This window comes from Paractinoplanes lichenicola, from assembly GCF_016785085.1.
GTDB classification, from domain to species: Bacteria; Actinomycetota; Actinomycetes; order Mycobacteriales; family Micromonosporaceae; genus Actinoplanes; species Actinoplanes lichenicola.
Window position 1 is genome coordinate 283962 of sequence record NZ_JAENHO010000002.1, and the last position, 21443, is coordinate 305404.

General features: G+C 71.3%; 18 protein-coding genes. 12 read left to right on the plus strand and 6 right to left on the minus strand.

Annotation, left to right across the window (positions count from 1 at the left end; translation table 11 throughout):
• Window positions 1-3: 3 nt before the first annotated feature.
• Complete coding sequence (locus tag JKJ07_RS05925; RefSeq protein WP_202990222.1) at window positions 4-486, plus strand: hypothetical protein; 483 nt, start codon at window positions 4-6, stop codon at window positions 484-486.
• Here JKJ07_RS05925 and JKJ07_RS05930 read toward each other — a convergent pair.
• A complete protein-coding gene (locus tag JKJ07_RS05930; protein WP_202990223.1) occupies window positions 472-2166 on the minus strand; it encodes an alpha/beta hydrolase in 1695 nt (564 codons plus the stop codon). The two genes, JKJ07_RS05925 and JKJ07_RS05930, sit on opposite strands and share 15 nt — an antisense overlap.
• A gap of 39 nt (window positions 2167-2205) precedes the next feature.
• On the opposite strand from JKJ07_RS05930, the gene JKJ07_RS05935 reads away from it, so the two are divergent.
• From JKJ07_RS05935 to ligD, 4 genes are all read left to right on the plus strand, one after another.
• Window positions 2206-4131, plus strand: coding sequence for an amylosucrase (locus JKJ07_RS05935; RefSeq protein ID WP_202990224.1), 1926 nt, complete (start codon window positions 2206-2208; stop codon window positions 4129-4131).
• Between the two features lie 57 nt (window positions 4132-4188).
• The gene (locus JKJ07_RS05940) at window positions 4189-5976 is read left to right on the plus strand and encodes a sensor domain-containing diguanylate cyclase (protein WP_202990225.1); all 1788 of its coding nucleotides are present in this window, start codon (window positions 4189-4191) and stop codon (window positions 5974-5976) included.
• 43 nt (window positions 5977-6019) lie between these two features.
• The gene (locus JKJ07_RS05945) at window positions 6020-7753 is read left to right on the plus strand and encodes an acyl-CoA dehydrogenase (protein WP_438871372.1); all 1734 of its coding nucleotides are present in this window, start codon (window positions 6020-6022) and stop codon (window positions 7751-7753) included.
• 174 nt (window positions 7754-7927) lie between these two features.
• Entirely contained in the window at window positions 7928-8902 is a 975-nt protein-coding gene (gene ligD / locus JKJ07_RS05950) for a non-homologous end-joining DNA ligase (RefSeq protein ID WP_202990227.1), read from the plus strand.
• On the opposite strand, the gene JKJ07_RS05955 is transcribed toward ligD, so the two are convergent.
• Window positions 8891-9442 (minus strand): antibiotic biosynthesis monooxygenase, encoded by a 552-nt coding sequence (locus JKJ07_RS05955; RefSeq protein ID WP_202990228.1) that lies wholly within the window; start codon window positions 9440-9442, stop codon window positions 8891-8893. The genes ligD and JKJ07_RS05955 overlap by 12 nt on opposite strands.
• Before the next feature lie 83 nt (window positions 9443-9525).
• Between JKJ07_RS05955 and JKJ07_RS05960 the strand changes: the two genes are divergently transcribed.
• The gene (locus tag JKJ07_RS05960) at window positions 9526-10560 is read left to right on the plus strand and encodes a beta propeller repeat protein (RefSeq protein WP_202990229.1); all 1035 of its coding nucleotides are present in this window, start codon (window positions 9526-9528) and stop codon (window positions 10558-10560) included.
• Here the strand turns inward: JKJ07_RS05960 and JKJ07_RS05965 are convergent.
• Complete coding sequence (locus JKJ07_RS05965; protein ID WP_202990230.1) at window positions 10557-10970, minus strand: OsmC family protein; 414 nt, start codon at window positions 10968-10970, stop codon at window positions 10557-10559. The two genes, JKJ07_RS05960 and JKJ07_RS05965, sit on opposite strands and share 4 nt — an antisense overlap.
• A gap of 454 nt (window positions 10971-11424) precedes the next feature.
• Between JKJ07_RS05965 and JKJ07_RS05970 the strand changes: the two genes are divergently transcribed.
• Window positions 11425-13230 (plus strand): penicillin acylase family protein, encoded by a 1806-nt coding sequence (locus JKJ07_RS05970; protein ID WP_202990231.1) that lies wholly within the window; start codon window positions 11425-11427, stop codon window positions 13228-13230.
• A 5-nt stretch (window positions 13231-13235) separates the two neighbouring features.
• Complete coding sequence (locus JKJ07_RS05975) at window positions 13236-13685, plus strand: YdeI/OmpD-associated family protein (protein ID WP_202990232.1); 450 nt, start codon at window positions 13236-13238, stop codon at window positions 13683-13685.
• Here the strand turns inward: JKJ07_RS05975 and JKJ07_RS05980 are convergent.
• Window positions 13682-14896: a hypothetical protein gene (locus JKJ07_RS05980; protein WP_202990233.1), complete on the minus strand. Its 1215-nt coding sequence runs from the start codon at window positions 14894-14896 to the stop codon at window positions 13682-13684. The genes JKJ07_RS05975 and JKJ07_RS05980 overlap by 4 nt on opposite strands.
• A 353-nt stretch (window positions 14897-15249) precedes the next feature.
• Here JKJ07_RS05980 and JKJ07_RS05985 point away from each other — a divergent pair, with 353 nt between their 5' ends.
• Window positions 15250-16809 carry an alpha/beta fold hydrolase gene (locus JKJ07_RS05985; protein WP_307834135.1) on the plus strand — a complete coding sequence of 520 codons (1560 nt, stop codon included), beginning with the start codon at window positions 15250-15252 and terminating at the stop codon, window positions 16807-16809.
• Window positions 16810-16834: 25 nt separating this feature from the next.
• Here the strand turns inward: JKJ07_RS05985 and JKJ07_RS51045 are convergent, their stop codons facing one another.
• Window positions 16835-16957, minus strand: coding sequence for a hypothetical protein (locus JKJ07_RS51045; RefSeq protein ID WP_268919085.1), 123 nt, complete (start codon window positions 16955-16957; stop codon window positions 16835-16837).
• Window positions 16958-17050: 93 nt separating this feature from the next.
• Here JKJ07_RS51045 and JKJ07_RS05990 point away from each other — a divergent pair, with 93 nt between their 5' ends.
• Window positions 17051-18010, plus strand: coding sequence for a GlxA family transcriptional regulator (locus tag JKJ07_RS05990; RefSeq protein ID WP_202990235.1), 960 nt, complete (start codon window positions 17051-17053; stop codon window positions 18008-18010).
• Between the two features lie 30 nt (window positions 18011-18040).
• Window positions 18041-19441, plus strand: a complete 1401-nt coding sequence (gene zwf / locus JKJ07_RS05995) for a glucose-6-phosphate dehydrogenase (RefSeq protein WP_202990236.1) — start codon at window positions 18041-18043, stop codon at window positions 19439-19441.
• Here the strand turns inward: zwf and JKJ07_RS06000 are convergent.
• Window positions 19435-20040: a VOC family protein gene (locus JKJ07_RS06000; protein ID WP_202990237.1), complete on the minus strand. Its 606-nt coding sequence runs from the start codon at window positions 20038-20040 to the stop codon at window positions 19435-19437. The two genes, zwf and JKJ07_RS06000, sit on opposite strands and share 7 nt — an antisense overlap.
• A 63-nt stretch (window positions 20041-20103) precedes the next feature.
• Between JKJ07_RS06000 and JKJ07_RS06005 the strand changes: the two genes are divergently transcribed.
• Window positions 20104-21441 carry an MFS transporter gene (locus tag JKJ07_RS06005; protein WP_307834136.1) on the plus strand — a complete coding sequence of 446 codons (1338 nt, stop codon included), beginning with the start codon at window positions 20104-20106 and terminating at the stop codon, window positions 21439-21441.
• Window positions 21442-21443 lie beyond the last annotated feature (2 nt).

Here is a 21443-nt window from a genome sequence, read left to right on the forward strand (position 1 = left end):
GCCGTGCAACCGGGCGACAACCTGTGCCGGCGACTGCTGATGCTGGCCGCGCGGCTGGAGGTCGAGCAGATCGACCCGTACGACGTGGTCATGCTCGCCTGTGACTTTTTGGCCGAAGGTCTGTCGGGGGAGGCTACCGTCGAACTGGCGGTGCAGTCACCGGCGTGTCTGCCCGTGCAGCATGCGGAAGTGCTGCTCCGGGGCATGCTCGACGAGTGGCGGGTCGTGGCGCCGAGCCCGCCCGAGAGCGCCGCCCTCGTGGCGGTCGACCTGAGCCGGCGGATCCTGGACGGCACGATCCCGGCCGAGACCGGCGGTCATCGGTTGCTGGGGGCGCTGGCCCGAACTGACGACGAAGCAAGCACCGACCGGCTGCTCCGGCTGCTCGACCGCCTGGAGGACGACCTCCGGGGCCGCGCGGACGACGAGTTCCGGGCCGGCCTCGAAGTGCTCGCCCACGAGATCGCCGCCTCAGCCGTCGAGTAGGGCGCGCAACCGGAGGGTGTCGGCGACCGTCCAGCCCGGTGGCGGGGCCAGCGCGGCCCACCCGTCGACGGCTCCCGACTTGTAGACGTGGCCGTGCCCGATCGGGGCCTTGTTCGCGAAGAGCAAGTCGACAGTGGTCTGCCAGAACGTGATGACCGGATACCAGTGCATGTCGGGGGTGACGTCGGGGCCGCGGGTGCCCTTGAGCCACTCCGGTTTGTGCCAGAGCAGGCTCGGGCTCCACCAGACGACCGGGTCCGACGAGTTCTGCATGTAGACGACCTTGCGCGGCGGCCCGGCCAGGTCGCGCAGCTCGTGGGATTCCGACGAGAACTCGACCGGCAGGCCGGGATAGGACGGGTCCCACACCGGCGACCCGGGGGCGCGGCCCGCGGTCAGCTCGCGGTGCACCGGGTTGGCGAAGGTCGGGCCCTCGAGCAGGATCCCGTCGGCCCCGTCGACCATCGCGGCCGCCGTGCCGAAGGTCTTCTCGGTGCCGTACGTGCCCAGGCTCTCCCCGAAGATCAGCAGCTTGGGCCGGTCGGTCTCGGGCATCGCGGCCCACCGGGACCGGACGGCGGTGATCAGGGCCGAGGCGGCGTCGACCACCGTGGTGCGGTCGACCGCGAACGAGATCCAGCTCGGCAGGTAGCTGTACTGCATGGACACCAGCGCGGTGTCGCCGGAATACATGTATTCGAGCGAGCTCGGCACGTCGTTGTCGACCCAGCCGGTGCCGGTGGGCGTGAACACCGCGATCACCGAGCGGTCCCAGGCATCCGTACGGTCCATCTCGCGCACGACCAGCGCCGCGCGGTCCTGCACCGTGTCGGCCGACGAGAGCCCGGCGTAGATGCGGATCGGGTCGAGCGCCGTACGGCCGGAGAACTCGGCGAGCGAGCCGATCGGGGGCGCCTTGGTCACGAAGTTGCGGCCCTGGCGGCCGAGCGAGTCCCAGGTCACCAGTGAGCCCCGGCTGCCCGAGCGCAGGGCGGAGGCCGGCTGCACGACGCCGTTGCCCGTCCCGCTGTCGGTGATCGCGGCGGACCGGTCGGCGCTGGTGACGAGGTTGCCGACCAGCAGGCCGTCGAACGCGGTGTAGCTGAGCACGGTCACCACGACGAAACCCGCGCAGTACGCCGCCGATTCGGGCACCAGCCGGCCGAAGAGGCGGGCGAAGCCGTGCGCGGCCAGGCGCAGGCAGCGGGCCAGCAGCAGCAGGACGCCGAAGGCCAGGATGCTGATGCCGACCGTGCGCATCAGGTCGTACTCCTGCTGGGGCGGCATGCCCAGGCGCAGCCGCAGTTCGCGCTGCCAGCGGGTGCCGAGCCAGAGGGAGAGCAGGATCAGCGGCGGGACCAGCACCAGCAGCACGCGCCAGGCGATCTTCTCAACCCGGCGCGACGGCGACCAGCGCAGGCGCACCACCGCCCCGACGGCCGTCCCCCCGGCGTACCCGAAGGTGGCGGTCAGGCCCGCGACGACGCCTTGCAGAAACCAGGGCCTCGGCAGCAGGGACGGCGTGTAGGTGAGGCAGTAGAAGACGGCGCACAGCCCGGCCCCGGTCACGCTGAGGCCGCAGCGGACGACGCGGCGGCTGCTCACGACGGTCGGGGCGGTCACGACCTCGCGCACGCGCCGCTGGGCGGGGATCAAAGGAGCGGCAATCAGTTTGCGCATGCGCACCCCCTGCTCGCCACCGGCGGTTACGTTGACCCGATGGCAGGATCTTCCGTTCGCTCCCGGGCCGCAACCGCGTTCGAGGCCCTGCTCCCATTTTTGACCGCCGACGCCACCGATCGGCTGGGCCGTTCGGAGGGCCTTGCCTTTCTTGCCCGATTCGAGACGTCGCTGCTCGACATCTACGAGTCGTTGGAGCTCGTCTACGGCTCGGTGCCGCTGAACGACCTGGTGAGGACGGCTCTGGACGCGGCCGCCGAGCGCCCGGCCGGGCTGCGCGAGCTCGACCGGCGGCGGGAGATCGATCCGCGCTGGTATCAGCGGGCGCGGCAGGTCGGGTACGTCTGCTACGCGGACCGGTTCGCCGGGTCCCTTCGTGCGGTAGCCGACAACTTGGACTATCTGGACGAGCTGGGAGTTACCTACCTGCACCTGATGCCGCTGCTCCGGCCGCGCGACGGGGAGAACGACGGCGGGTACGCGGTGGCCGACTACCGCGCGGTCGACCCGCGGCTGGGCACGATGGACGATCTGAGCGCGCTGGCCGACCGGCTGCACGAGCGAGACATGAGCCTCTGCGTCGACCTCGTGCTCAACCACACGGCCAAGGAGCACCCCTGGGCCGAGGCCTGGCGGGCCGGCGATCCCGCGTACGGGGATTTCTACCTGTCCTTCCCCGACCGCGAGATGCCCGACGCGTACGAGCGGACCATCGTGCCGGTCTTCCCCGACCGCGCCCCGGGCAGCTTCACGCTCTTCGACGGCGAATGGGTCTGGACCACGTTCTGGAGCTACCAGTGGGATCTCAACTGGGCCAGCCCGAACGTCTTCCGGGCCATGCTCGAGACGATCCTGTGGCTGGCCAACCGGGGTGTCGACGTCTTCCGCCTCGACGCCGTCCCGTTCCTGTGGAAGCGGCTCGGCACGACCTGCCTCAACGAGCCCGAGGTGCACCGGATCGTGCAGGCGCTGCACGCGCTCGTCCGGATCGCCGCCCCCGGCGTGATCTTCAAGGCCGAGGCGATCGTGGCCCCGGACGACCTCGTGCCCTATCTCGGCGGGCACGACCGCTACCGCCCCGAGTGCGAGCTGGCCTATCACAACCAGCTCATGGTCATGCTCTGGAGCAGCCTGGCGACCAAGGACGCGCGGCTCATGACGCAGTCGCTGGCCCGGATGAAGCCGATCCCGGCCGAGGCGACCTGGGTCAGCTACGTGCGCGGGCACGACGACATCGGCTGGGCGATCAGCGCCGAGGACGCGTCGGCGGTCGGCTGGGACTGGTGGAACCACCGCAATTTTCTCAACTCGTTCTTCTCCGGCAAGTTCCCTTCCTCGTACGCCCGGGGCGCGCTCTTTCAGGAGAATCCGGACACGGGGGACGCGCGGATCTCGGGCTCGGCGGCGTCGCTGTGCGGGATCACCGAGGACCCGGCGAGCTGGCCGATGGGCGTACGGCGGCTGCTTCTGCTGCATGCCGTGGCGTTCGCGTACGGGGGCATCCCGCTGATCTACATGGGCGACGAGCTCGGCCTGCGCAACGACGACGCCTACCTTCGGGACGAGGCGCTGCGGGACGACAACCGCTGGATGCACCGCCCGCACATGGATTGGGCGGCCGCGGCCCGCCGGCACGACCCGGCGACGCTCGAGGGCCGGGTGTTCGCCGGGCTGCGCGAGCTGATCGTCGCCCGTAAGGATCTGCTGGCCCTGCGCGGCGGGGGCGAGACCGCGACGGTCGGGGTCGACAACGGCCACGTGTTCGCCTGGCGGCGCCGGCATCCGCGCAGCGGCACGTTCGTGGGGCTGGCCAACTTCAGCGAGCAGCCGCAGACCGTCGAGGCGGCGGCGATCGGGCACTACGGCTGGCTGGAGACCGCGCTGAGCAGCGACGGCCCTCTCGCCGTACGGGAAGGTCGTGCGCTTTTGCCTGGTTTGGGCTTTGTCTGGCTGATCGAACGCTGAGTTTTCTTACGTTCCGGCCCTTTCTGCCGATCTCAACCGGCGAGGAGGGGCGAATTCATGCGGCTGCGCAACTGGATCGCCGTGGTGGTCGGCGTCGTGCTGCTGGCCGCCGCGGGCGGGATCGGTTTCTGGGTCAACCACTCGGCGCTCCAGGCCGCGGATGACGTGCACAAGGCCGACTCGCGGGCGCTCGCCGTCAACAACGCGACGCTCGTCGGGCAGCTGCAGATGCTCTCCGCGGGCGAGCTGGGCACTTTCCTCGGTGACAACGCCCTGAACCTGAGCCCCGGCAGCACCACCGACCGGGCCGCGCTGGTCGCCTTCGCCGCCAAGAGCAGCACATTCTCGTACGGGGCCCTGCTGATGACCGCCGACGGCAAGATGCTGACCAGCTCGCGCGCCTCCGGGTTACCCGCCGCGGACAACGCCGGCTGGACACCCCTGTTCGCCATGCTCGAATCGGGTCAGCGGGCCGGCTTCTCCTCGATCATGGTGGTCGACGGCGTCTACCTCGAGGCCGTCGGCGTGCCCGTACGGATGGCCGGCCGCCCCGCCTCGGTGCTGATCGGCCTCAACAACGTCGCCACCACCGCGCTGCAGCAGTACACCGTGACGCTGAGCTCGGCCGTGCACCTGACCGCGGTCGCCGACAGCACCGGCACGATCGCCGCCACCAGCCAGGAGAAGCTGCTCGGAACCCAGATCGACCCGGCCGTACGGCATGCCGTGGCCGCGGGCGACCAGGAGTTTGTCGAGTACAGCACCGTGGCCGGCACCGAGATGATCGCGATCGTCGTGCGCGGCCTGCCCGGCGGCTGGTCGTACGCGCGGATCCAGACCAAGAAGTCGTTCGACGGCGCCGTGCACACCAAGAGCCAGACGCTCAACATGACGCTGGGCGCGATGCTGCTGATCGGCGTGCTCGCGATGGGTGTGCTCGGCTACCGCACCCAGATCCAGCGCCGCCGGGCCGACGAGCGCTTCCAGGCCCTCTTCCAGCACGCCCCCGACCTGGTCTCGGTGCTCGACGCCGACGGCAAGATCGAGTATTCGAGTCCCAGCGCGGCCGCCGTGCTCGGGTTCGCGGAGGGCCAGCTGGTCGGCAGCAGCGTGTTCGACATCGTGCACTCCGACCACCGCGACTACATGCGCGAGCAGTTCGGCGTGCTGCTCTCGCGGCGCGACGCCGTGCTGCGCCTGCAGTGCCGGGTGCGCTCGGGCAACGGCGAGTACCGCTGGTTCGAGTTCACCGCGTCCAACCAGATGCACAACCCGTCGCTGCACGGCGTGGTCATCAACGCCCGGGACATCTCCGAGAACCGCGCGTTCCAGGAGCGCCTGGCCCACGAGGCCCAGCACGACGCGCTCACCGGGCTGCCCAACCGCCGCCGCATGCAGGACGCGCTCGGCGCCTCCCTGCGCGAGCAGCCGGTGGCCGTGCTCTTCGTCGACCTCGACGGGTTCAAGCCGGTCAACGACGCCCACGGTCACGAGGCCGGCGACGAGCTGCTGCGTCAGGTGGCCGAGCGGCTCAGCGCCTGCATCCGCGAGCGCGACGTGCTGGCCCGGGTCGGCGGCGACGAGTTCGTCATCCTGATGCCCGGGGTGATGGCGCCGGCCGACACCGCGGCCATGAGCGAGCGCATCCGGTACGCCCTCGGCCAGCCCTTCCTCATCGGCGGCAACCAGGTGCGGATAGGGGCCAGCGTGGGGGAGCACCTCGCGGCCGGGGCGACCGATCCCGACGAGGCGCTGCGGGCGGCCGACCACGCCATGTATTCGGTCAAGAGGTCACGACAGGGTTATCCACAGCCGCGGGCGGGGAGACACCGCGCGGCGGACTGAACGGGCACACTAGGGACCTGACCCCTCCTTCGTGAGAACGGCGGTGCCGGCTGTGTCCAAGATCCTTTCGCGTCGCGACCTCGACTTCCTGCTCTACGAGTGGCTCGACGTCGAGGCGCTCACGGCCAACGAGAGGTTCGCCGACCACTCCCGCGACACTTTCGACGCGTTCCTCGACGTCTCGGCCCAGATCGCCGAGCGCGACTTCGCGCCGCACAACCGGCGCTCCGACCTCGAGGAGCCCACCTTCGACGGCGTCCGGGTGTCGGTCATCCCCGAGGTCGCCGCGGCGCTCAAGGTCTTCAACGAGACCGGGCTGCTCAGCGCGACGATGGACGATTCCGTCGGCGGGCTCCAGCTGCCGCACGTCGTGGCCCGGGCCTGCTTCGTCTGGTTCCAGGCGGCCAACCTCGCCACCTCGTCGTATTCGCTGCTCACGGCGGGCAACGCGAGCTTGCTGCTGCGGTACGGCTCCCCTGAGCAAATTGACCGTTTTGTCCGGCCGATGCTGGAGGGACGCTTCACCGGCACGATGTGCTTGTCGGAGCCGCAGGCCGGGTCGGCGCTGGCCGATGTGACAACTCGGGCGACTCGCGCCGCTGATGGGACATATCGGGTAAACGGGTCGAAAATGTGGATTTCGGGCGGCGATCACGAGCTGAGCGAGACGATCGTGCACCTCGTGCTGGCCCGGGCGGCCGGTGCCCCGGCCGGGGTCAAGGGGCTGTCGCTGTTCATCGTGCCCAAGCACCACATCGAGGCCGACGGCACGGTCGGCGAGCGCAACAGGGTGGCCCTGGCCGGGCTCAACCACAAGATGGGCTATCGCGGCACGACCAACGCCGTGCTCTCCTTCGAGGACGCCACCGGCTATCTGGTGGGCGAGGAGGGCAAGGGCCTGGCCTACATGTTCCACATGATGAACGAGGCCCGGATCGGCGTCGGCTCGGGCGCGGTGGCGCTGGGCTACACGGGCTACCTGCACGCCCTCGACTACGCCCGGGAACGCACGCAGGGCCGCCCGGTGGCCGACAAGGACCCGTCGGCGCCGGCCGTGCCGATCGTGCGGCACCCCGACGTGCGGCGCATGCTGCTCGCCTCGAAGGCGTACGTGGAGGGTGGCCTGGCCCTGATCCTGTTCGCCTCGAAGCTGCTCGACGAGCCCTCCGACGAGAACGACCTGCTGCTCGACGTGCTCACGCCGATCGTCAAGGCGTGGCCGTCGCAGTGGTGCCGGCTGGCCAACGACCATGCGATCCAGGTGCACGGCGGCTACGGCTACACCCGCGAATATCCGGTCGAGCAGTTCTACCGCGACAACCGGCTCAACTCGATCCACGAGGGTACCGACGGCATCCAGGGCCTCGACCTGCTCGGCCGCAAGGTGATCATGCGGGGCGGGGCGGGGTTGCAGCTGCTGATCGGGCGGATCGTCACCACCGCCGTGGCCGCCCCGGCCGAGCTGGGCCAGCCGGTGATCGCCCTGTGCGACCGCCTGGCCACGACCACCCGCAAGCTGTGGGCCGCGGGCGACCCGACCACGGCGCTGGCCAACTCGACGGCGTACCTGGAGGCCACCGGTCACCTCGTGATCGCCTGGCTGTGGCTCTCGCAGCTCAACGCGGCGGCCGGCCGGGAGGGCCCGTTCTACGACGGCAAGCGCCTGGCCGCGCGCTACTTCATCACCCACGAGCTGCCGCGCATCGGCCCCCTGCTCGACCTGCTCGACTCGGGCGACACCCTGCTGGCCGACCTCGACGACGCGGTTCTCGGTTAGCGCCTGTTTCGCGGCTGGGGCGGGGCTGCGGCAGGGCCCAGATCCCGCCTGGCGGCGTCCCGCGAAAGCCCGGTTCCAACACCGGGAGCCGGGCTTCCACGGGCCACCACCAGACGAAATCTGGACCCGGCCTCGCTCCCACCCCAGCCGCGAAACAGGCGCTACTTTGATCTCATGGCCTCTTCGAGCAAGAGCCCGGCCACCGAGGTGGAGGTCGGCGACCTCACCGTGCGGGTGTCGAACCCGGACCGCGTCTACTTCCCCGAGCTCGGGCTGACCAAGCTCGACCTGGTCAACTACTACCTCGCGGTCGGTGACGGCATCGTGCGGGCGCTGCGCGAGCGCCCGTGCATGCTGCACCGCTTCCCGGACGGGCTGGCCGGCGACAAGGTGCACCAGAAGCGGGTGCCGCACGGCGCGCCGCCGTGGCTCGAGACGGTGCGGGTGAAGTTCCCGCGCTACAACCGGCACGCCGACGAGCTCTGCGTGACCAAGCCGGCCGACGTCATCTGGGCCGTGCAGATGTCGACGGTCGAGTTCCACCCCTGGAACTCGCGCCGCGCCGACACCGAGAAGCCCGACGAGTGGCGCATCGACCTCGACCCGATGCCCGACTGCCCGTACGACCGGGTCCGGCAGGTGGCCGCCGTCGCCCGTACGGTGCTCGACGACCTCGGCATCGCCGGCTACCCGAAGACGTCGGGCGGCCGTGGCCTGCACATCTATGTGCGGATCGAGCCGAACTGGGGCTTCGGCGACGTGCGGCGGGCCGCGCTCGCCTTCGCCCGCGAGGTCGAGCGCCGGGCCCCCGACGACGTGACGACCACCTGGTGGCGCAAGGATCGCGACCCGTCGAAGCTGTTCGTCGACTACAACCAGAACGCGCGCGACCACACGATCGCCAGCGCCTACTCGGTGCGCGGCGTGCCCACGGCCACGGTCTCGACCCCGGTCACGTGGGCGGAGATCCCCGACGCCGACCCGCGCGACTTCACGATCCAGACCGTCCCGGCCCGCTTCGCCGAGCTGGGCGACCTGCACGCCACGATCGACGACAAGGCCCACTCGCTCGAGCAGCTGCTCGAATGGGCCGAGCGCGACGAGAAGGCCGGCCTCGAGGGCCCGGCGGACGCCGAGTCAGCGTCGTAGCCAGGGCTGGAGCAGCCGGGTCACCCGCGGCAACACCAGATAGGTCATGACCGGGGTCAGGCAGAGCGTGCTGATCAGCGTGCGCAGCACGACGTTGAGGTCGACGAGCAGGTGGTTGAGGCTCACCGCGGCCAGCAGGCTCACCGGGAAGAAGCCGAGCCAGATCGTCACGGCCTGCTTCCAGCGCGGCGGCGGCTTCGGCCCGGTCTCACTCGTCTCGTGGCCCTGCGGGGGATCGAACCAACCCTCGATTCCCGTACGCCGTTCCGTGCGCGTGTGCTCGACGAAGCCCTCGGCCGACGACAGCCACCAGCGCCGCTGCGGGGATTCCTCCCAGTTGCGCAGCGACTCCTCGTCGGCGAAGCGGTAGAGCATGTGCCACTCGTCGGAGCGCTGGTCGGGCCGCACCCAGCCGGTGCCGAGGAAGCCGGGGAAATCCTCGGCCAGCGTGGTGCCCGCGTTCACCCAGGCGGACATCTCGGCGTTACGGGACGGATCGGCGCGGCGGGTGATCGCGACGGTGACGGCGGGAGACTGCATGTCTCACATTGTGGTATCCCGGGGTTTCCGGCACGCCGCGCTTCCGGTTTCCGTGCCGTGGCCCACACGGTAGGTTCCGGCACATGACCTTGCAGCGAAAGTTGTCGATGGCAGTGGCCGCGGTCGCCCTGCTCGCCCTGACCCCGTCGCCCGCCCAGGCCGGCGGCGACCTCGGCTGGAAGCTCACCCCCACCGGCACCGAGGCCCGGTTCCGCGGCCTGGCCCCGGTCAGCGGCTCGACCGCCTGGGTCGCCGGGTCGGCCGGCACGATCCTGCGCACCGTCGACGGCGGCCGCACCTGGGCGTCCGTCGGCCCCGCGGCGGCGGCCGGGCTCGAGTTCCGCGACATCGAGGCGTTCGACGCCCGGCACGCCGTGGCCCTGACGATCGGCAACGGCCCCGACTCCCGCCTGTACGCCACCTCGGACGGCGGCCGCACCTGGACGGAGACGTTCCGCAACGAGGACCCGGCCGCCTTCTACGACTGCCTGACGTTCCTCGACCGGCGGCACGGGCTGGCCCTCTCCGACCCGGTCGACGGCAAGTTCCGCATCCTGGCCACCCGCGACGGCGGCCGCAGCTGGGCGGTGCGGCCCACCACCGGCATGCCCGCCGCGCTGACCGGCGAGTTCGCGTTCGCCGCCAGCGGCACCTGCGTGGTCTCGGCGGGCGGCAAGGCCCTGTTCGCCACCGGCGGCGGCGCGACGGCCCGGGTCTTCACGTCCCGCGACCTCGGCCGCACCTGGTCGGTCACGAACACTCCCGTGCCGAGCGGCCCCAGCGCCGGCATCTACAGCCTGGCCGCACGCCCCGGCGGCGCCACGATCGCGGTCGGCGGCGACTACGTGACCCCCACGGCGGCCCCTGACGGCGCCGCCTACCTGCACGGCCGCACGTGGAAGGTCGCGGCGAAGGCCCCCGGCGAATACCGCTCCGGCTCGGCCTGGCGCGGCCACACGGCGCTCGCGGTCGGCCCCACCGGCAGCGACCTGTCCTACGACGGCGGCCGCACCTGGAAGCGCTTCGACACCGGCAGCTTCGACGCCGTCGACTGCACCCCCGGCGGCGCGTGCTGGGCCTCCGGCGAAAAGGGCCGCGTCGCCAAGCTGACCCGCTAGGCCGGTTCGTCGCTCCGGTGCGACCCCTCCCGGCGTCGCACCGGAGCCCCGGCCCGGATCGCCCGCGGGATCTCGGCCATCCGGTCGACCCGCTCGATCAAGGCGGCCTGCTCTTCGGCCGAGGCCGACGTGTCCAGTTCGACCCCGTACGCGATCCCTGTCGAGGCCCAGCTCTCCGAGTCGAACCCACCCGATGCCGTCACCCGCACCCCGCCGAGCCGCAGCCCCAACTCGGCCGCCTCGCGATAGAGGTCGTTCAGCACACACCCGGCCGCGGCGAGATGCAACAGATGAGCCCCGGTGAACTCCGCCCCGACGCTGACCCCGCCCTCGGTCCACCGATGCGGAAACCGCACGCCACCCTCGACCCGGAACGACCCGGCCCCCACCACCACCGCGAACCCGTCCACCGTCGCCCCCCTCGCAGCTCAGCCCGGCCCCGAAGCAAACGATCATGCCCCGTGCGGCCCGTGTAACCCACCCCAACCGGGGGCCTCCGCCCTGCCCAGAATTGTGTCGCCTTCCGCCGATCTTGGGAGCGGCGCCTGTGGACAACCGCGGACTGTGGATAACTCCGGCGTGCGGCACAAACTGTGCTACGAGCGGGACGCCGATCGGGGCGAGGCGGGCGAGGCGCTGAGGCGCTGCTGGGCGGCGGGCTGATGCCGGTTTCGGCCGACATGCGGGGTGTAGTTCGCCGGTGGAAGCGCTCATCAGCAAGCCGATCCGGCGCACCAGTGCGTGATCAAGCGCTGGGTCGCGCGCTGACCGGCCCGGCCGCTGGGTGAGGGCCTGGATGCGGCCGGGCGGGGTGGGGCTGAGATCCGGGTCGCTCTGCGGGGTGGGCTTCGGTAAGGATGGGGGATGCGGGTTTTTCGGGACGGGTTCGGGGTTCCGCATCTGCGGGCCGACTCGGTGGATGAGCTGGCCTATTTGCAGGGGCGGGTGACCGCGGCCGATCGGGGGGCTCAGATCGAGGTCGAGCGCCGCCGCTCCGAGGGGTTGCTGGCCGAGCGGGAGGGCCCCGACGCGCTGGGCTGGGACAGGTTCGCCCGGCGGGCCCGCATCGACGACACCGCGCGCCGCGCGTTCGCCAAGCTCGATTCCCGTACGAAGGCCTGGCTGCGGGCCTATGCCGACGGTGTCAAAGCCGGCGGGATCACCTGGCATCCGTGGTCGTCGCTGGGGGTCTTTCTGGCCCGGCACATCATGTTCGCGAGTTTTCCCAGCAAGCTGTGGAACTCGCATGTCGAGCGCACACTGGGCCCGCACGCCGTCGCCTGGTTCCTCGCCGACGGTGACAAGGACGGCAGCAACGCGTGGCTCAAAGAGGGCGAGATCGCCGGCGACCCGCATCGGCTGATCGAGCTGCCCGGCGTCTATCAGCAGGTCCGCCTGGCCTGCCCCGAGTTCGACGTGGCCGGGCTGACCTTCGCGGGCGTCCCGGGCGTGCAGCATTTCGGGCACACCGGCGGCGTCGCCTGGGCCGTGACCAACGCGATGGCCGACTATCAGGATCTGTTCGTCGAGGAGCTGCGCCGCACGCCGACGGGGGTCGAGGCGCGGGGTCCCCACGGGTGGGAGCGCGTCGCGGTGCACACCGAGACCATTCCCGTACGAGGGGGAGGCAGCGAGCTGGTCGAGGTGATCGAGACGGCGCGCGGGCCGATGATCGACGACGCCCTGAGCCTGCGCACGCCGACCCGGGCCGAGTTCGATCTCGGGTTCTCGGCGCTGTTGCCGCTGCTGCACGCGTCCACCGTGGACGACGTGGCGGCCGCCCTCGAGCGCTGGTCGGAGCCGGTCAACAGCATCCTCACGGCCGACACCACGGGACGCGCGCTGCAGCTCACGGTGGGCCGGGTGCCGGTTCGCCTTGCGCGCAACGGGCGGGTGCCGGTGCCGGCGTGGGATCAGACGTACGCATGGCGGCCGGGCTATGTGCCGATGACCCGGGTGGAGCTGACGGGCGTGACCGTGAACGCCAACGATCGGCGGCCGGACACGGAGGCGTACGGGAACGCTTTTGCCTCGAAGGCCCGCGCGCACCGGATCCGGGAGCTGATCGACGAGGGGGTGCCGTCGGCGCGGATCCACATGGACACGCCGATGCCCGCGGGCAGCGTCGAAGCCGGTCGGCTCGCGGCGTGGCGGTTCGAGGTCGCGCGGCGGCTGCACGAGCATCCGGCGCTCAAGCCGCTCATGCAGCCGCACGGGTTCGATCCGCTCTTCGACGGCTGGACCGATCCGCGGGCCAAGATCGGCGGGATGCTGGACGCCGTGCTGGCCGGGCTCGGGCTGACCGCCGAGGAACTGGTCGATCCGGCGTCGATCGAGTCGGGCCCGTGGGGCGAGCGGCACCTTCTCGAGCCCGTACGGCTTCCCGGGCTGACCGCCGGGATCCCGCGCACCGAGCTGGGCGGCGAACGCGACTCCGTGCTCTGCCTCAACAGCGTGCCGGGCGTGACCGATCGGTGCTCGCGCGGCCCGGTCGCCCGCTACGTGTGGGACATCGCCGATCGGCAACGCAGCCGCTGGGTCGTGCCGTTCGGGGCGTCCGGCGATCCGGCCTCGCCGCACTTCGCCGACCAGCTCCCGCTGTGGCAGCGCGGCGACCTGATTCCGCTGGTCACGGACTGGTCCGCGCTGATCGAGGAGACGCTAGTCTGACGTTCATGAAGTTGCGTGCGGAGCTGCAGCGTACGGGCGGGAATACCACCGGTTTCGAGGTGCCCGACGAGTTCGTGGCCGGGCTCGGTGGCGGTGGCCGGCCCAAGGTGGTCGTGGTGGTGAACGGCTTCACGTTCCGCTCGACGATCGCGAAGATGGGCGGCAGCTACTGGCTGGGCGTCAGCGCGGAGCGGCGCGAGGCGGCCGGCGTGAGCGGCGGGGAGACGTACGACCTCGACGTCGAGCTGGACACCGCGCCGCGCGAGATCGAGGTGCCCGACGACCTGCGGGCCGCCCTCGACGCCGAACCCGCCGCGCGCGATTTCTGGGCGACGCTGTCGTTCTCCAACCAGCGCTACCACGTCGACCAGCTCACCGGGGCGAAGACGGCCGAGACCCGCGAGCGGCGACTGGCCAAATCCGTCGCCCTGCTCGCCTCGGGCAAGGCCCGCTAACCGGCCGGCCGGTAGGCCACCTCGTTGTCGAGCAGGCGCGTCCACTCCGGTCGCCACGGCACGGCCCGGCTGCCCATCTCGTCCAGCAGGTTGGTGCGCCACGGGCCGGAGACGCCGTCGTCGGACCACCACTTCGGCCACGAGTCGTACCGGCGCTCGACGAGGATCTCGGTCGGGGTCGTCTGCACGCGGATGAACAGCCACCGCCCGTACCGGGGGTCGGACTCGGCCCGCCGCAGCCCGCGCAGCAGATCGCTGACCTCCTGGAAGGCGCCGAACCGGCGCTCGCCCGGGCGGTCGGCCGGCGGGTGCTTGCCGGCCTGCACGCTCAGGCTGGTGGCGTCGGCGTAGGCGAGCACCGTGCAGCGGCCGTCCTGTTGCGGCGCGCGGTCGCGCATCCACGCGGCCAGCGACTCGAGCTCGGCCGTCTCCGGTGGTTCGGGCCGGTTGAGCTCGCTAGCCTCGTGCATGGCGGCCCACACCATCCGGTCGTGCTCGCCCTGGCTGAGCCGTCGCACGCGGCGCATCGGCGGGCGCTCCCCGGCCGGGATGCGCGGCGGGCGGGTGCCCGCGGTGATGCCGCCCCGGCCCGACGCGAACAGCGCGGCCCGCAGGTCGAGGGCGGGATCGGTGAGCCGGCCCAGCAGCCGCTCGAACGACGCGCCGCTGACCTCGCCGCGGATGGCCGCGGTCAGCAGATCCTCGCCCGCGCCGCGCACGTCGTCGCGCTCGGCCGGCGAGGCCAGCTCGTGCCGGCCCCACTCGGTGATGATCTCGGCCAGCTCCTGCAGCGTGTTCTCGTTGCTGAGCACCGGGCCGACGGTCTGCACCAGGCCGTCGCCCAGCCCGTCCCGATAGCGGGTGCGCGACCAGCGGCCCTCGGCGTGCCACACCACGAAGCCCAGCCGGTCGGCCTCGGCCAGCGCGGTCAGGTCGTCCCAGGGCAGCCACTCGGGCGCGCCGGTGAGCAGGTCGATCGGCGGGTCGGCCTCGGCGGTGGCGCTGTGGTCACGGTCGTAGCCGAACAGCACCGCGCGGGCGCCCTCGACCAGCGCGAGGCGGGCCCAGCTGCCGCCGTGGTCGTCGTGGTGCGCCCCGCGGTCGTCGACGAACCACACGTCGGCATACCCGATGCCGGTCAGCGCGGCGGACAGCGTCGCCCAGCGGGTCCAGAGCAGTCCCGGGGCGGGCAGGTCGACATCGGTGCGCATCCGTCCACTGTGCCAAACGCCGCCGGGGCGATCACACCCCCCTACGGCCCCGGACGCGGGCCTTCCGCGAAAAGGCCCATCACCACCCGTGACGCCGAACCGAAGGTCTCGGGCTGAATCGCCGGTTTTGCGATATCGCTCATGATCACTGAGCGTGCATCGACTCTCTACAATGCCGAGGGTCGCGGCACCGCCGCCGCGACTCCACCAGCAGAAGGGTCGTCCGTATGCCACGAACGCACCGACTACTGACCATCGCGCTCGCCGGCGCACTGGTGACCGGCTCGGCTTTCGCCGGTGCCGCTCCCGCCGCGGCCGGACGCGCTCAATCAGAAGCTCGGCTTGTCGACGCTGTGCCTACGCCGAAGCTCGACTGGTACAAGTGTTACGGGATCGCCGAGTGCGCCACCGTCCGGCTGCCGCTCGACTATCGCCAGCCCAAGGGCAAGACCACCGAGATCGCCGTGCTGCGGGTCAAGGCCAAGAATCAGGCCAAGCGCATCGGCAGCCTGTTCGTCAACCCGGGCGGGCCCGGCGGCTCCGCGACGCAGTTCGCGCTCGCCTCGCCCGACTTCCTCAGCGACGCCCTGACCGAGCGCTTCGACGTCGTCGGCGTCGACCCGCGCGGCATCGGCGCCAGCGAGCAGGTCAAGTGCTTCCCCTCGGTGCGGGCGCAGGCCGAGGTGCTCAACCTGCTGAACGTGCCGTTCCCCGTCACCGCCGCCGAGGAACGCGACTACGTGGCCGGCTCCAAGAAGCTCGGCCAGGCCTGCTCGACCACGGGCCGGCCGCTCACCGCCCACGCGTCCACCGCCGAGGTCGCGCGCGACATGGACGTCGTGCGCCGCGCCGTCGGCGACAAGAAGCTCAGCTACCTGGGCTTCAGCTACGGCAGCGCGCTGGGTCAGTATTACGCCAACATGTTCCCGGACCGCTTCCGGGCCCTGGTCGTCGACGGCGTGCTCGACCCGACGGCGTGGGTCGGCAACACCCGGCAGATCCTCGACCAGCGGCTGCGCTCCAGCGACGGGGCGTACAAGGCGCTGCACGAGATCCTGGTCCGCTGCGACAAGGCGGGCGAGAGCAAGTGCGTCTTCGCCGAGGGCGATCCGGTCAAGCACTTCGACCAGATCGCCGAGCGGCTCAAGACCGACCCGCTCGACTTCCCCGACGGGGCCGGCGGCACGATCCAGGTGACGTACGCGATCTTCATCAGCGCCGTGCTCAGCACGCTCTACAGCACCGAGGCGGGGGCCGGGGTCACGCAGCTGGCCGCCGAGATCGCCACGGCGCAGGAGGGCGGCACGACCGCGCCGCTGCTCGCGCGGGTCAACGCGGCCAAGGCCTCCCGGGCGTACGACTTCCCGTACGAGAACGGCTTCGAGGCCGGCGCCACGGTGATCTGCACCGACGGCAGGCACCCGGCCGACGCGTCCTCGTGGCCGGCCCTCGTCGACCGCCGCGAGCGCGAGGCCAAGTATTTCGGCCGCTCGTGGGGCTGGATCGACAGCCAGTGTGCGAACAAGACCTGGACCGTCCAGGACAAGAACGCGTACACCGGGCCCTTCACCAAGCGCACCGCGAACAAGTTCCTGATCGTCGGCAACTTCTGGGACCCGGCGACCAACTACCGCGGCGCCGTGTCGTCGCGGGCGCTGGCGCCGAACGCGAGCCTGCTCTCCAGCAACAACTGGGGTCACACCGCGTACGGCTCCGGGGTCTGCGCGACCACGACGATCGACAACTATCTGCTGACCGGCCAGGCCCCGCAGGACGGTAAGACCTGCACCGACGCCGCTCAGCCGTTCACCGAGCCGCTGCCCGCGGCCTCGGCCACCACGAAGGCGGCCACCGCCAAGCAGCGGCCGCCCGTCGCGACGATCCGTCCCGACTCGATTCTGATCGCGGACTGACCGGCGGGGCTTCCGCCAGGCCGCCCTAGGTGTGGCGGAAGCCCCCGTCCGAAGGCTTCCAGTCGGCGCTGTCACGCGTGTCCACAGTGTGGCCCGTGACGGCGGCGGCGAGGATCATCAGGAAGAACAGTGCGATTGCGATAGCCATGACTTAGAGCTTCGTCCCGCTCGCTCATGGTCGACAGTGGCAGTGATGCCATACATCTTCAAAATCCTGCCAAGCGGCCGTATGCTCCGTCACATGCTGCGCAACGTGGCCGTGATCGCCCTGCCCGAGGTGGCCGTCTTCGAGCTCGGCGTGCTCTGCGAGCTCTTCGGATACGACCGCACGGCCGACGGGCTGCCGAGTTACGACTTCGCCGTCTGCTCGATCGACGGCGGGCCGGTCCCGAGCCGGGCCGGGTTCGACATCGCCGTCCGCCACGACCTTTCCCGTACGGGCGAGGCCGACCTGGTCGTGGTGGCCCCGTTCGACAACCCCGAGTTCGCGCCGCCCGAACCGGTCCTCGACGCGCTGCGCCGGGCCCATGAGCGCGGCGCCTGGGTGATGAGCGTGTGCACCGGCGCGTTCGCGCTGGGCGCGGCCGGCCTGCTCGACGGCCGCCGCTGCACCACCCACTGGCTGCACACGGCCCGCCTGACCCGGCTCTATCCGGCCGCGATCGTCGACCCCGACGTGCTCTACGTGCAGGACGGCCGCGTGCTGACCAGCGCCGGCACGGCCGCCAGCATCGACGCCGGGCTGCACCTGATCCGCCAGGAGCACAGCACGGCCGTGGCCCGGATGCTGGCCCGGCGGATGGTCGTGCCGCCGCACCGCGAGGGCGGCCAGGCGCAATACATCGAGACCCCGCTCCAGGCCGTCGAGTGCGCGACCCTGCAGCCCGTGCTGACCGCGGTGCTGGCCTCACTCGACCAGCCGCACACCGTCGACACGATGGCCGGCCTGGCACACATGGCCCCGCGCACGTTCGCCCGCAAGTTCCGCGACGAGACGGGCGCCACGCCGCACGACTGGCTGATCAGCCAGCGCATGCTGCTCGCCCGCAACCTGCTCGAGGAGTCCGGGCTGGGCATCGACGCGATCGCGGCCCGGGTCGGGTTCGGCAGCGCGGCGACCCTGCGGCATCACTTCGCGCAGCGGCTGGCCACGACCCCGCAGGCATACCGGGGGACGTTCCGATCGTCACAGCCGGTGTGAGCCGGGCGGTCGCCGGGCATCTCGACGGTCATGGCGAAGACTCCTGGTCCCACCGTGTTCGTGCTCTTCGGGGCGACCGGCGACCTGGCCCGGCGGATGGTGCTCCCGGCCTTCTACACGCTCGCGATCGAGGGGCTGCTCCCTAAGGACTGGGTGCTGATCGGGAACGGCCGCGGCGACGTCAGTCATGAGGACTTTCGTGGTCACGTACGGGAAGCTCTCGAGGAATTTGGCCCGAAGCCGTCGAAGGGGCCGTGGAAGGAGTTCGCCTCACGGCTCCACTTCGCCGGCGGCGGGTTCAATTCCGACGATCCGGGCAGCCTGCTCGACGTGATCGACTCCGCCCACGAGAGGCTGGGGCGCTCGTCTCAGTTGGTGCACTATCTGGCAATTCCGCCGGTGGCCTTCGAGGAGACGACCAAGGCGCTGGGGGAGCACGGGCTGGCCAAGGGGTCGCGCGTCGTCTTCGAGAAGCCGTTCGGCACGTCGCCGTCGACGTTCCGCTCGCTCAACCGGCTCGTGCACCGGGTGCTCGACGAGGAGCAGGTGTATCGGATCGACCACTTCCTCGGCAAGGAGGCGACGCAGAACCTGCACGTCGCCCGGTTCGCCAACGAGGCGTTCGCGGCCCTGTGGAACCGCGACCACATCGAGAGCGTGCAGATCGACGTGCCCGAGACGCTCGGGGTCGAGCAGCGGGCCGGGTTCTACGACGCCACCGGCGCGGTGCTCGACATGCTGGTCACGCACCTGTTCCAGGTGGCCGCCGAGGTCGCCATGGAGCCACCGGCCAGCCTCGGGTCGGCCGACCTGCAGGCCGCGCGCGAGCGGGTGATCCGGGCGTTCCGGCCGCTCGACCCGGCCGACGTCGTGCTCGGGCAGCACGCGGGCTACAAGCAGATCAAGGGCATCGAGCGCGGCTCGGCCACCGACACGTACGTGGCGGCCAAGCTGTGGATCGACAACGCGCGCTGGCGCGGGGTGCCGTTCCTGCTGCGTACGGGGAAACGGATGGCCGAGAGCCGCCAGGTGGTGAGCCTCGTGCTGCGGACCCCTGAGCGGCCCCTGCCCGGGCTGCCGCCGCAGGCCAACGTGCTCTCGTTCGACCTGGCCGGCAACGGCACGATCGACCTGTCGATGCTCGTCAAGCAGCCCGGCGTGGCCCTCGACCTGGAGCCGGCCACGGTGCGCCTGCCGCTGGACAACCTGCCCAACGGCGAGCCCCTGCCCCCGTACGCCCGGCTGATCCACGACGTGCTGCTGGGCGACCGCGCACTGTTCACCCGGCCCGACGGGCTCAGCGCGACCTGGAAGGCGGTCGGGCCGCTGCTCGACGACCGGCCCAAGCCCGCCTCGTACGCGCAGGGGTCGTGGGGGCCGGCCGCCGCCCGCAAGCTGGCCGCGCCGCACCGGTGGCTGCTAGGTCAGTAGATCTTGAAGGGGATGCCGTCGGGGTCGACGGGCTCGCCTTCGACCAGGCTCGCGCCCAGGGTGAGCAGCCGGTCGAGGTCGCCGTCGATCCCGAACAGCATGCGTTCGTTGTCGGTGCGCGGCGCCACCGGCGGGCCGCCGAACCCGATCTTCGTGCCGCCCGTGGGTGACTGGATCGCCGTCTCCTCGTCCTGATCCCAGACCAGCGGCCAGCCCAGGGCGGCGCTCCAGAAGAGGCCCGTCGCCCGTGACCCGTCGCAGGCCAGCTCGCCGAGGAATCCGGTGTTCGCGAGGTATTTGTTGCCCGCCTCGATCACGCAGAACTCGTTGCCCTCGGGATCGGCCAGCACGATGTGACCCTCCTCCGGCTTCTGCCCGACGTCGAGGTGCGCGCCGCCCAGCTCGAGGGCGCGGGCGACGGTCCGCCGCTGATGCTCCTCGGTCTCGCTCGTGAGATGCAGGTGGACCCGGTTGAGGCCGGTTTTGGGCCGGTCGGTGGGGAAGAAGCGGATCGGGATGCTTTCCTGCCCCTCTGTGAGCGTGGACCAGAACCGTTCGAGTCGCCGAGGATCCTGGGCGGCGTAGAGAAGCGAAAGCATCCCCGCTTTCTACGGCGGCGTTCCGCGGTTCGCACCTCAATTTCCGGGAATGTCGTTAGCTTGGTGAACGACATCGCTACCTTCGACCGCAAGCTGATCGCGCCCATGGTGCTGGGCTCGATCCTCAACCCGATCAACTCGTCGATGATCGCGGTCGCCCTGGTGCCCATCGGTGTCGCCCTGCACGCCCGGCCCGCGCAGACCGCCTGGCTGGTCACCGGCCTCTACCTGGCCACCGCCACCGGCCAGCCGATCGTCGGCAAGCTCGTCGACCGCTACGGCCCCCGGCGCCTCTATCTGGCCGGCAGCGCGCTGGTCGGCCTGGCCGGCGTCATCGGCCTGCTCGCTCCGACCCTCGGCGTGCTGGTCGTCGCGCGGGTGCTGCTCGGCCTCGGCACCTGCGCCGGTTTCCCCGCGGCGATGTACCTGATCCGCCGTACGGGTGCGGAGAACCCGCGCGGCGTGCTGACCACCCTGTCGGTCGCCGCCCAGACCACCGTGGTGATCGGCCCCAGCCTGGGCGGCCTGCTCATCGGCGTGGCCGGGTGGCGGGCCATCTTCGCGGTCAACATTCCGCTCGCCGTCGCGTGCGTGATTCTTGCCCTCGTACGCCTCCCCGCCGCGCCCCCGGCCCCGGCCCGGGAGCCGCTCGACCTGCTCGGCATAGCCCTGTTCATCGGCATGCTGACCGCGCTGATGCTGGTCACGACGAGCCCGTGGCTGCTCGCCGTCGCGGTCGTCCTCGGCGCGGCCTTCGCGCTCCGCGAGCTGCGCACCTCGGCACCGTTTCTCGACCTGCGGGTCTTCGGCGGCAACGGGCCGCTGATCGCCACCTACGTCCGCGCGCTGCTGGCCCAGACCGCGGCCTACGCCTACCTCTACGGCTTCACCCAGTGGCTCGAGGCCGGCCGCGGCCTGACCGCCACCCACGCCGGCCTGATCCTGCTGCCGATGTCGCTGCTGGCCATCGGCGTGTCGACCCTGAGCGGCCGGCGCGAGGGCTTCCGGGCCAAGCTGCTGATCGGCGCGGGTGGCCAACTGGTCGTCAGCCTGCTGATGCTCCTGCTCAACGGCGACTCCCCGCTGTGGCTGCCGGTGCTGCTGTCGGTGCTGTGCAGCCTGCCCCAGGGGCTCAACTCGCTGGCCAACCAGAACGCCGTCTACTACCAGGCCGACCCGGCGCGCATCGGGGCGTCCTCCGGCCTGCTCCGCACGTTCTCCTACCTGGGCGCCATGGTCTCGTCGGCCGCGACCGGGGTGTTCTTCGTGGGCGGGGCCGACACCGCGGGCCTGCACGACCTGGCCGTCTTCCTGACCGTCGTCGCCGCCCTGCTGCTCGTCATGGTGGTGGCGGACCGCTCACTGGGCCGGCTGGGCCGCGATCTTGAAGTGGGTCGATGAAA

Coding starts and splice junctions, on each gene's coding strand:
- JKJ07_RS05930 (WP_202990223.1), bottom strand. CDS start 2,166: ATGCGCAAACTGATTGCCGCTCCTTTGATCCCCGCCCAGCGGCGCGTG.
- JKJ07_RS05935 (WP_202990224.1), top strand. CDS start 2,206: ATGGCAGGATCTTCCGTTCGCTCCCGGGCCGCAACCGCGTTCGAGGCC.
- JKJ07_RS05940 (WP_202990225.1), top strand. CDS start 4,189: ATGCGGCTGCGCAACTGGATCGCCGTGGTGGTCGGCGTCGTGCTGCTG.
- ligD (WP_202990227.1), top strand. CDS start 7,928: ATGGCCTCTTCGAGCAAGAGCCCGGCCACCGAGGTGGAGGTCGGCGAC.
- JKJ07_RS05955 (WP_202990228.1), bottom strand. CDS start 9,442: ATGCAGTCTCCCGCCGTCACCGTCGCGATCACCCGCCGCGCCGATCCG.
- JKJ07_RS05960 (WP_202990229.1), top strand. CDS start 9,526: ATGACCTTGCAGCGAAAGTTGTCGATGGCAGTGGCCGCGGTCGCCCTG.
- JKJ07_RS05970 (WP_202990231.1), top strand. CDS start 11,425: ATGCGGGTTTTTCGGGACGGGTTCGGGGTTCCGCATCTGCGGGCCGAC.
- JKJ07_RS05975 (WP_202990232.1), top strand. CDS start 13,236: ATGAAGTTGCGTGCGGAGCTGCAGCGTACGGGCGGGAATACCACCGGT.
- JKJ07_RS05980 (WP_202990233.1), bottom strand. CDS start 14,896: ATGCGCACCGATGTCGACCTGCCCGCCCCGGGACTGCTCTGGACCCGC.
- JKJ07_RS51045 (WP_268919085.1), bottom strand. CDS start 16,957: ATGGCTATCGCAATCGCACTGTTCTTCCTGATGATCCTCGCCGCCGCC.
- JKJ07_RS05990 (WP_202990235.1), top strand. CDS start 17,051: ATGCTGCGCAACGTGGCCGTGATCGCCCTGCCCGAGGTGGCCGTCTTC.
- zwf (WP_202990236.1), top strand. CDS start 18,041: ATGGCGAAGACTCCTGGTCCCACCGTGTTCGTGCTCTTCGGGGCGACC.
- JKJ07_RS06000 (WP_202990237.1), bottom strand. CDS start 20,040: ATGCTTTCGCTTCTCTACGCCGCCCAGGATCCTCGGCGACTCGAACGG.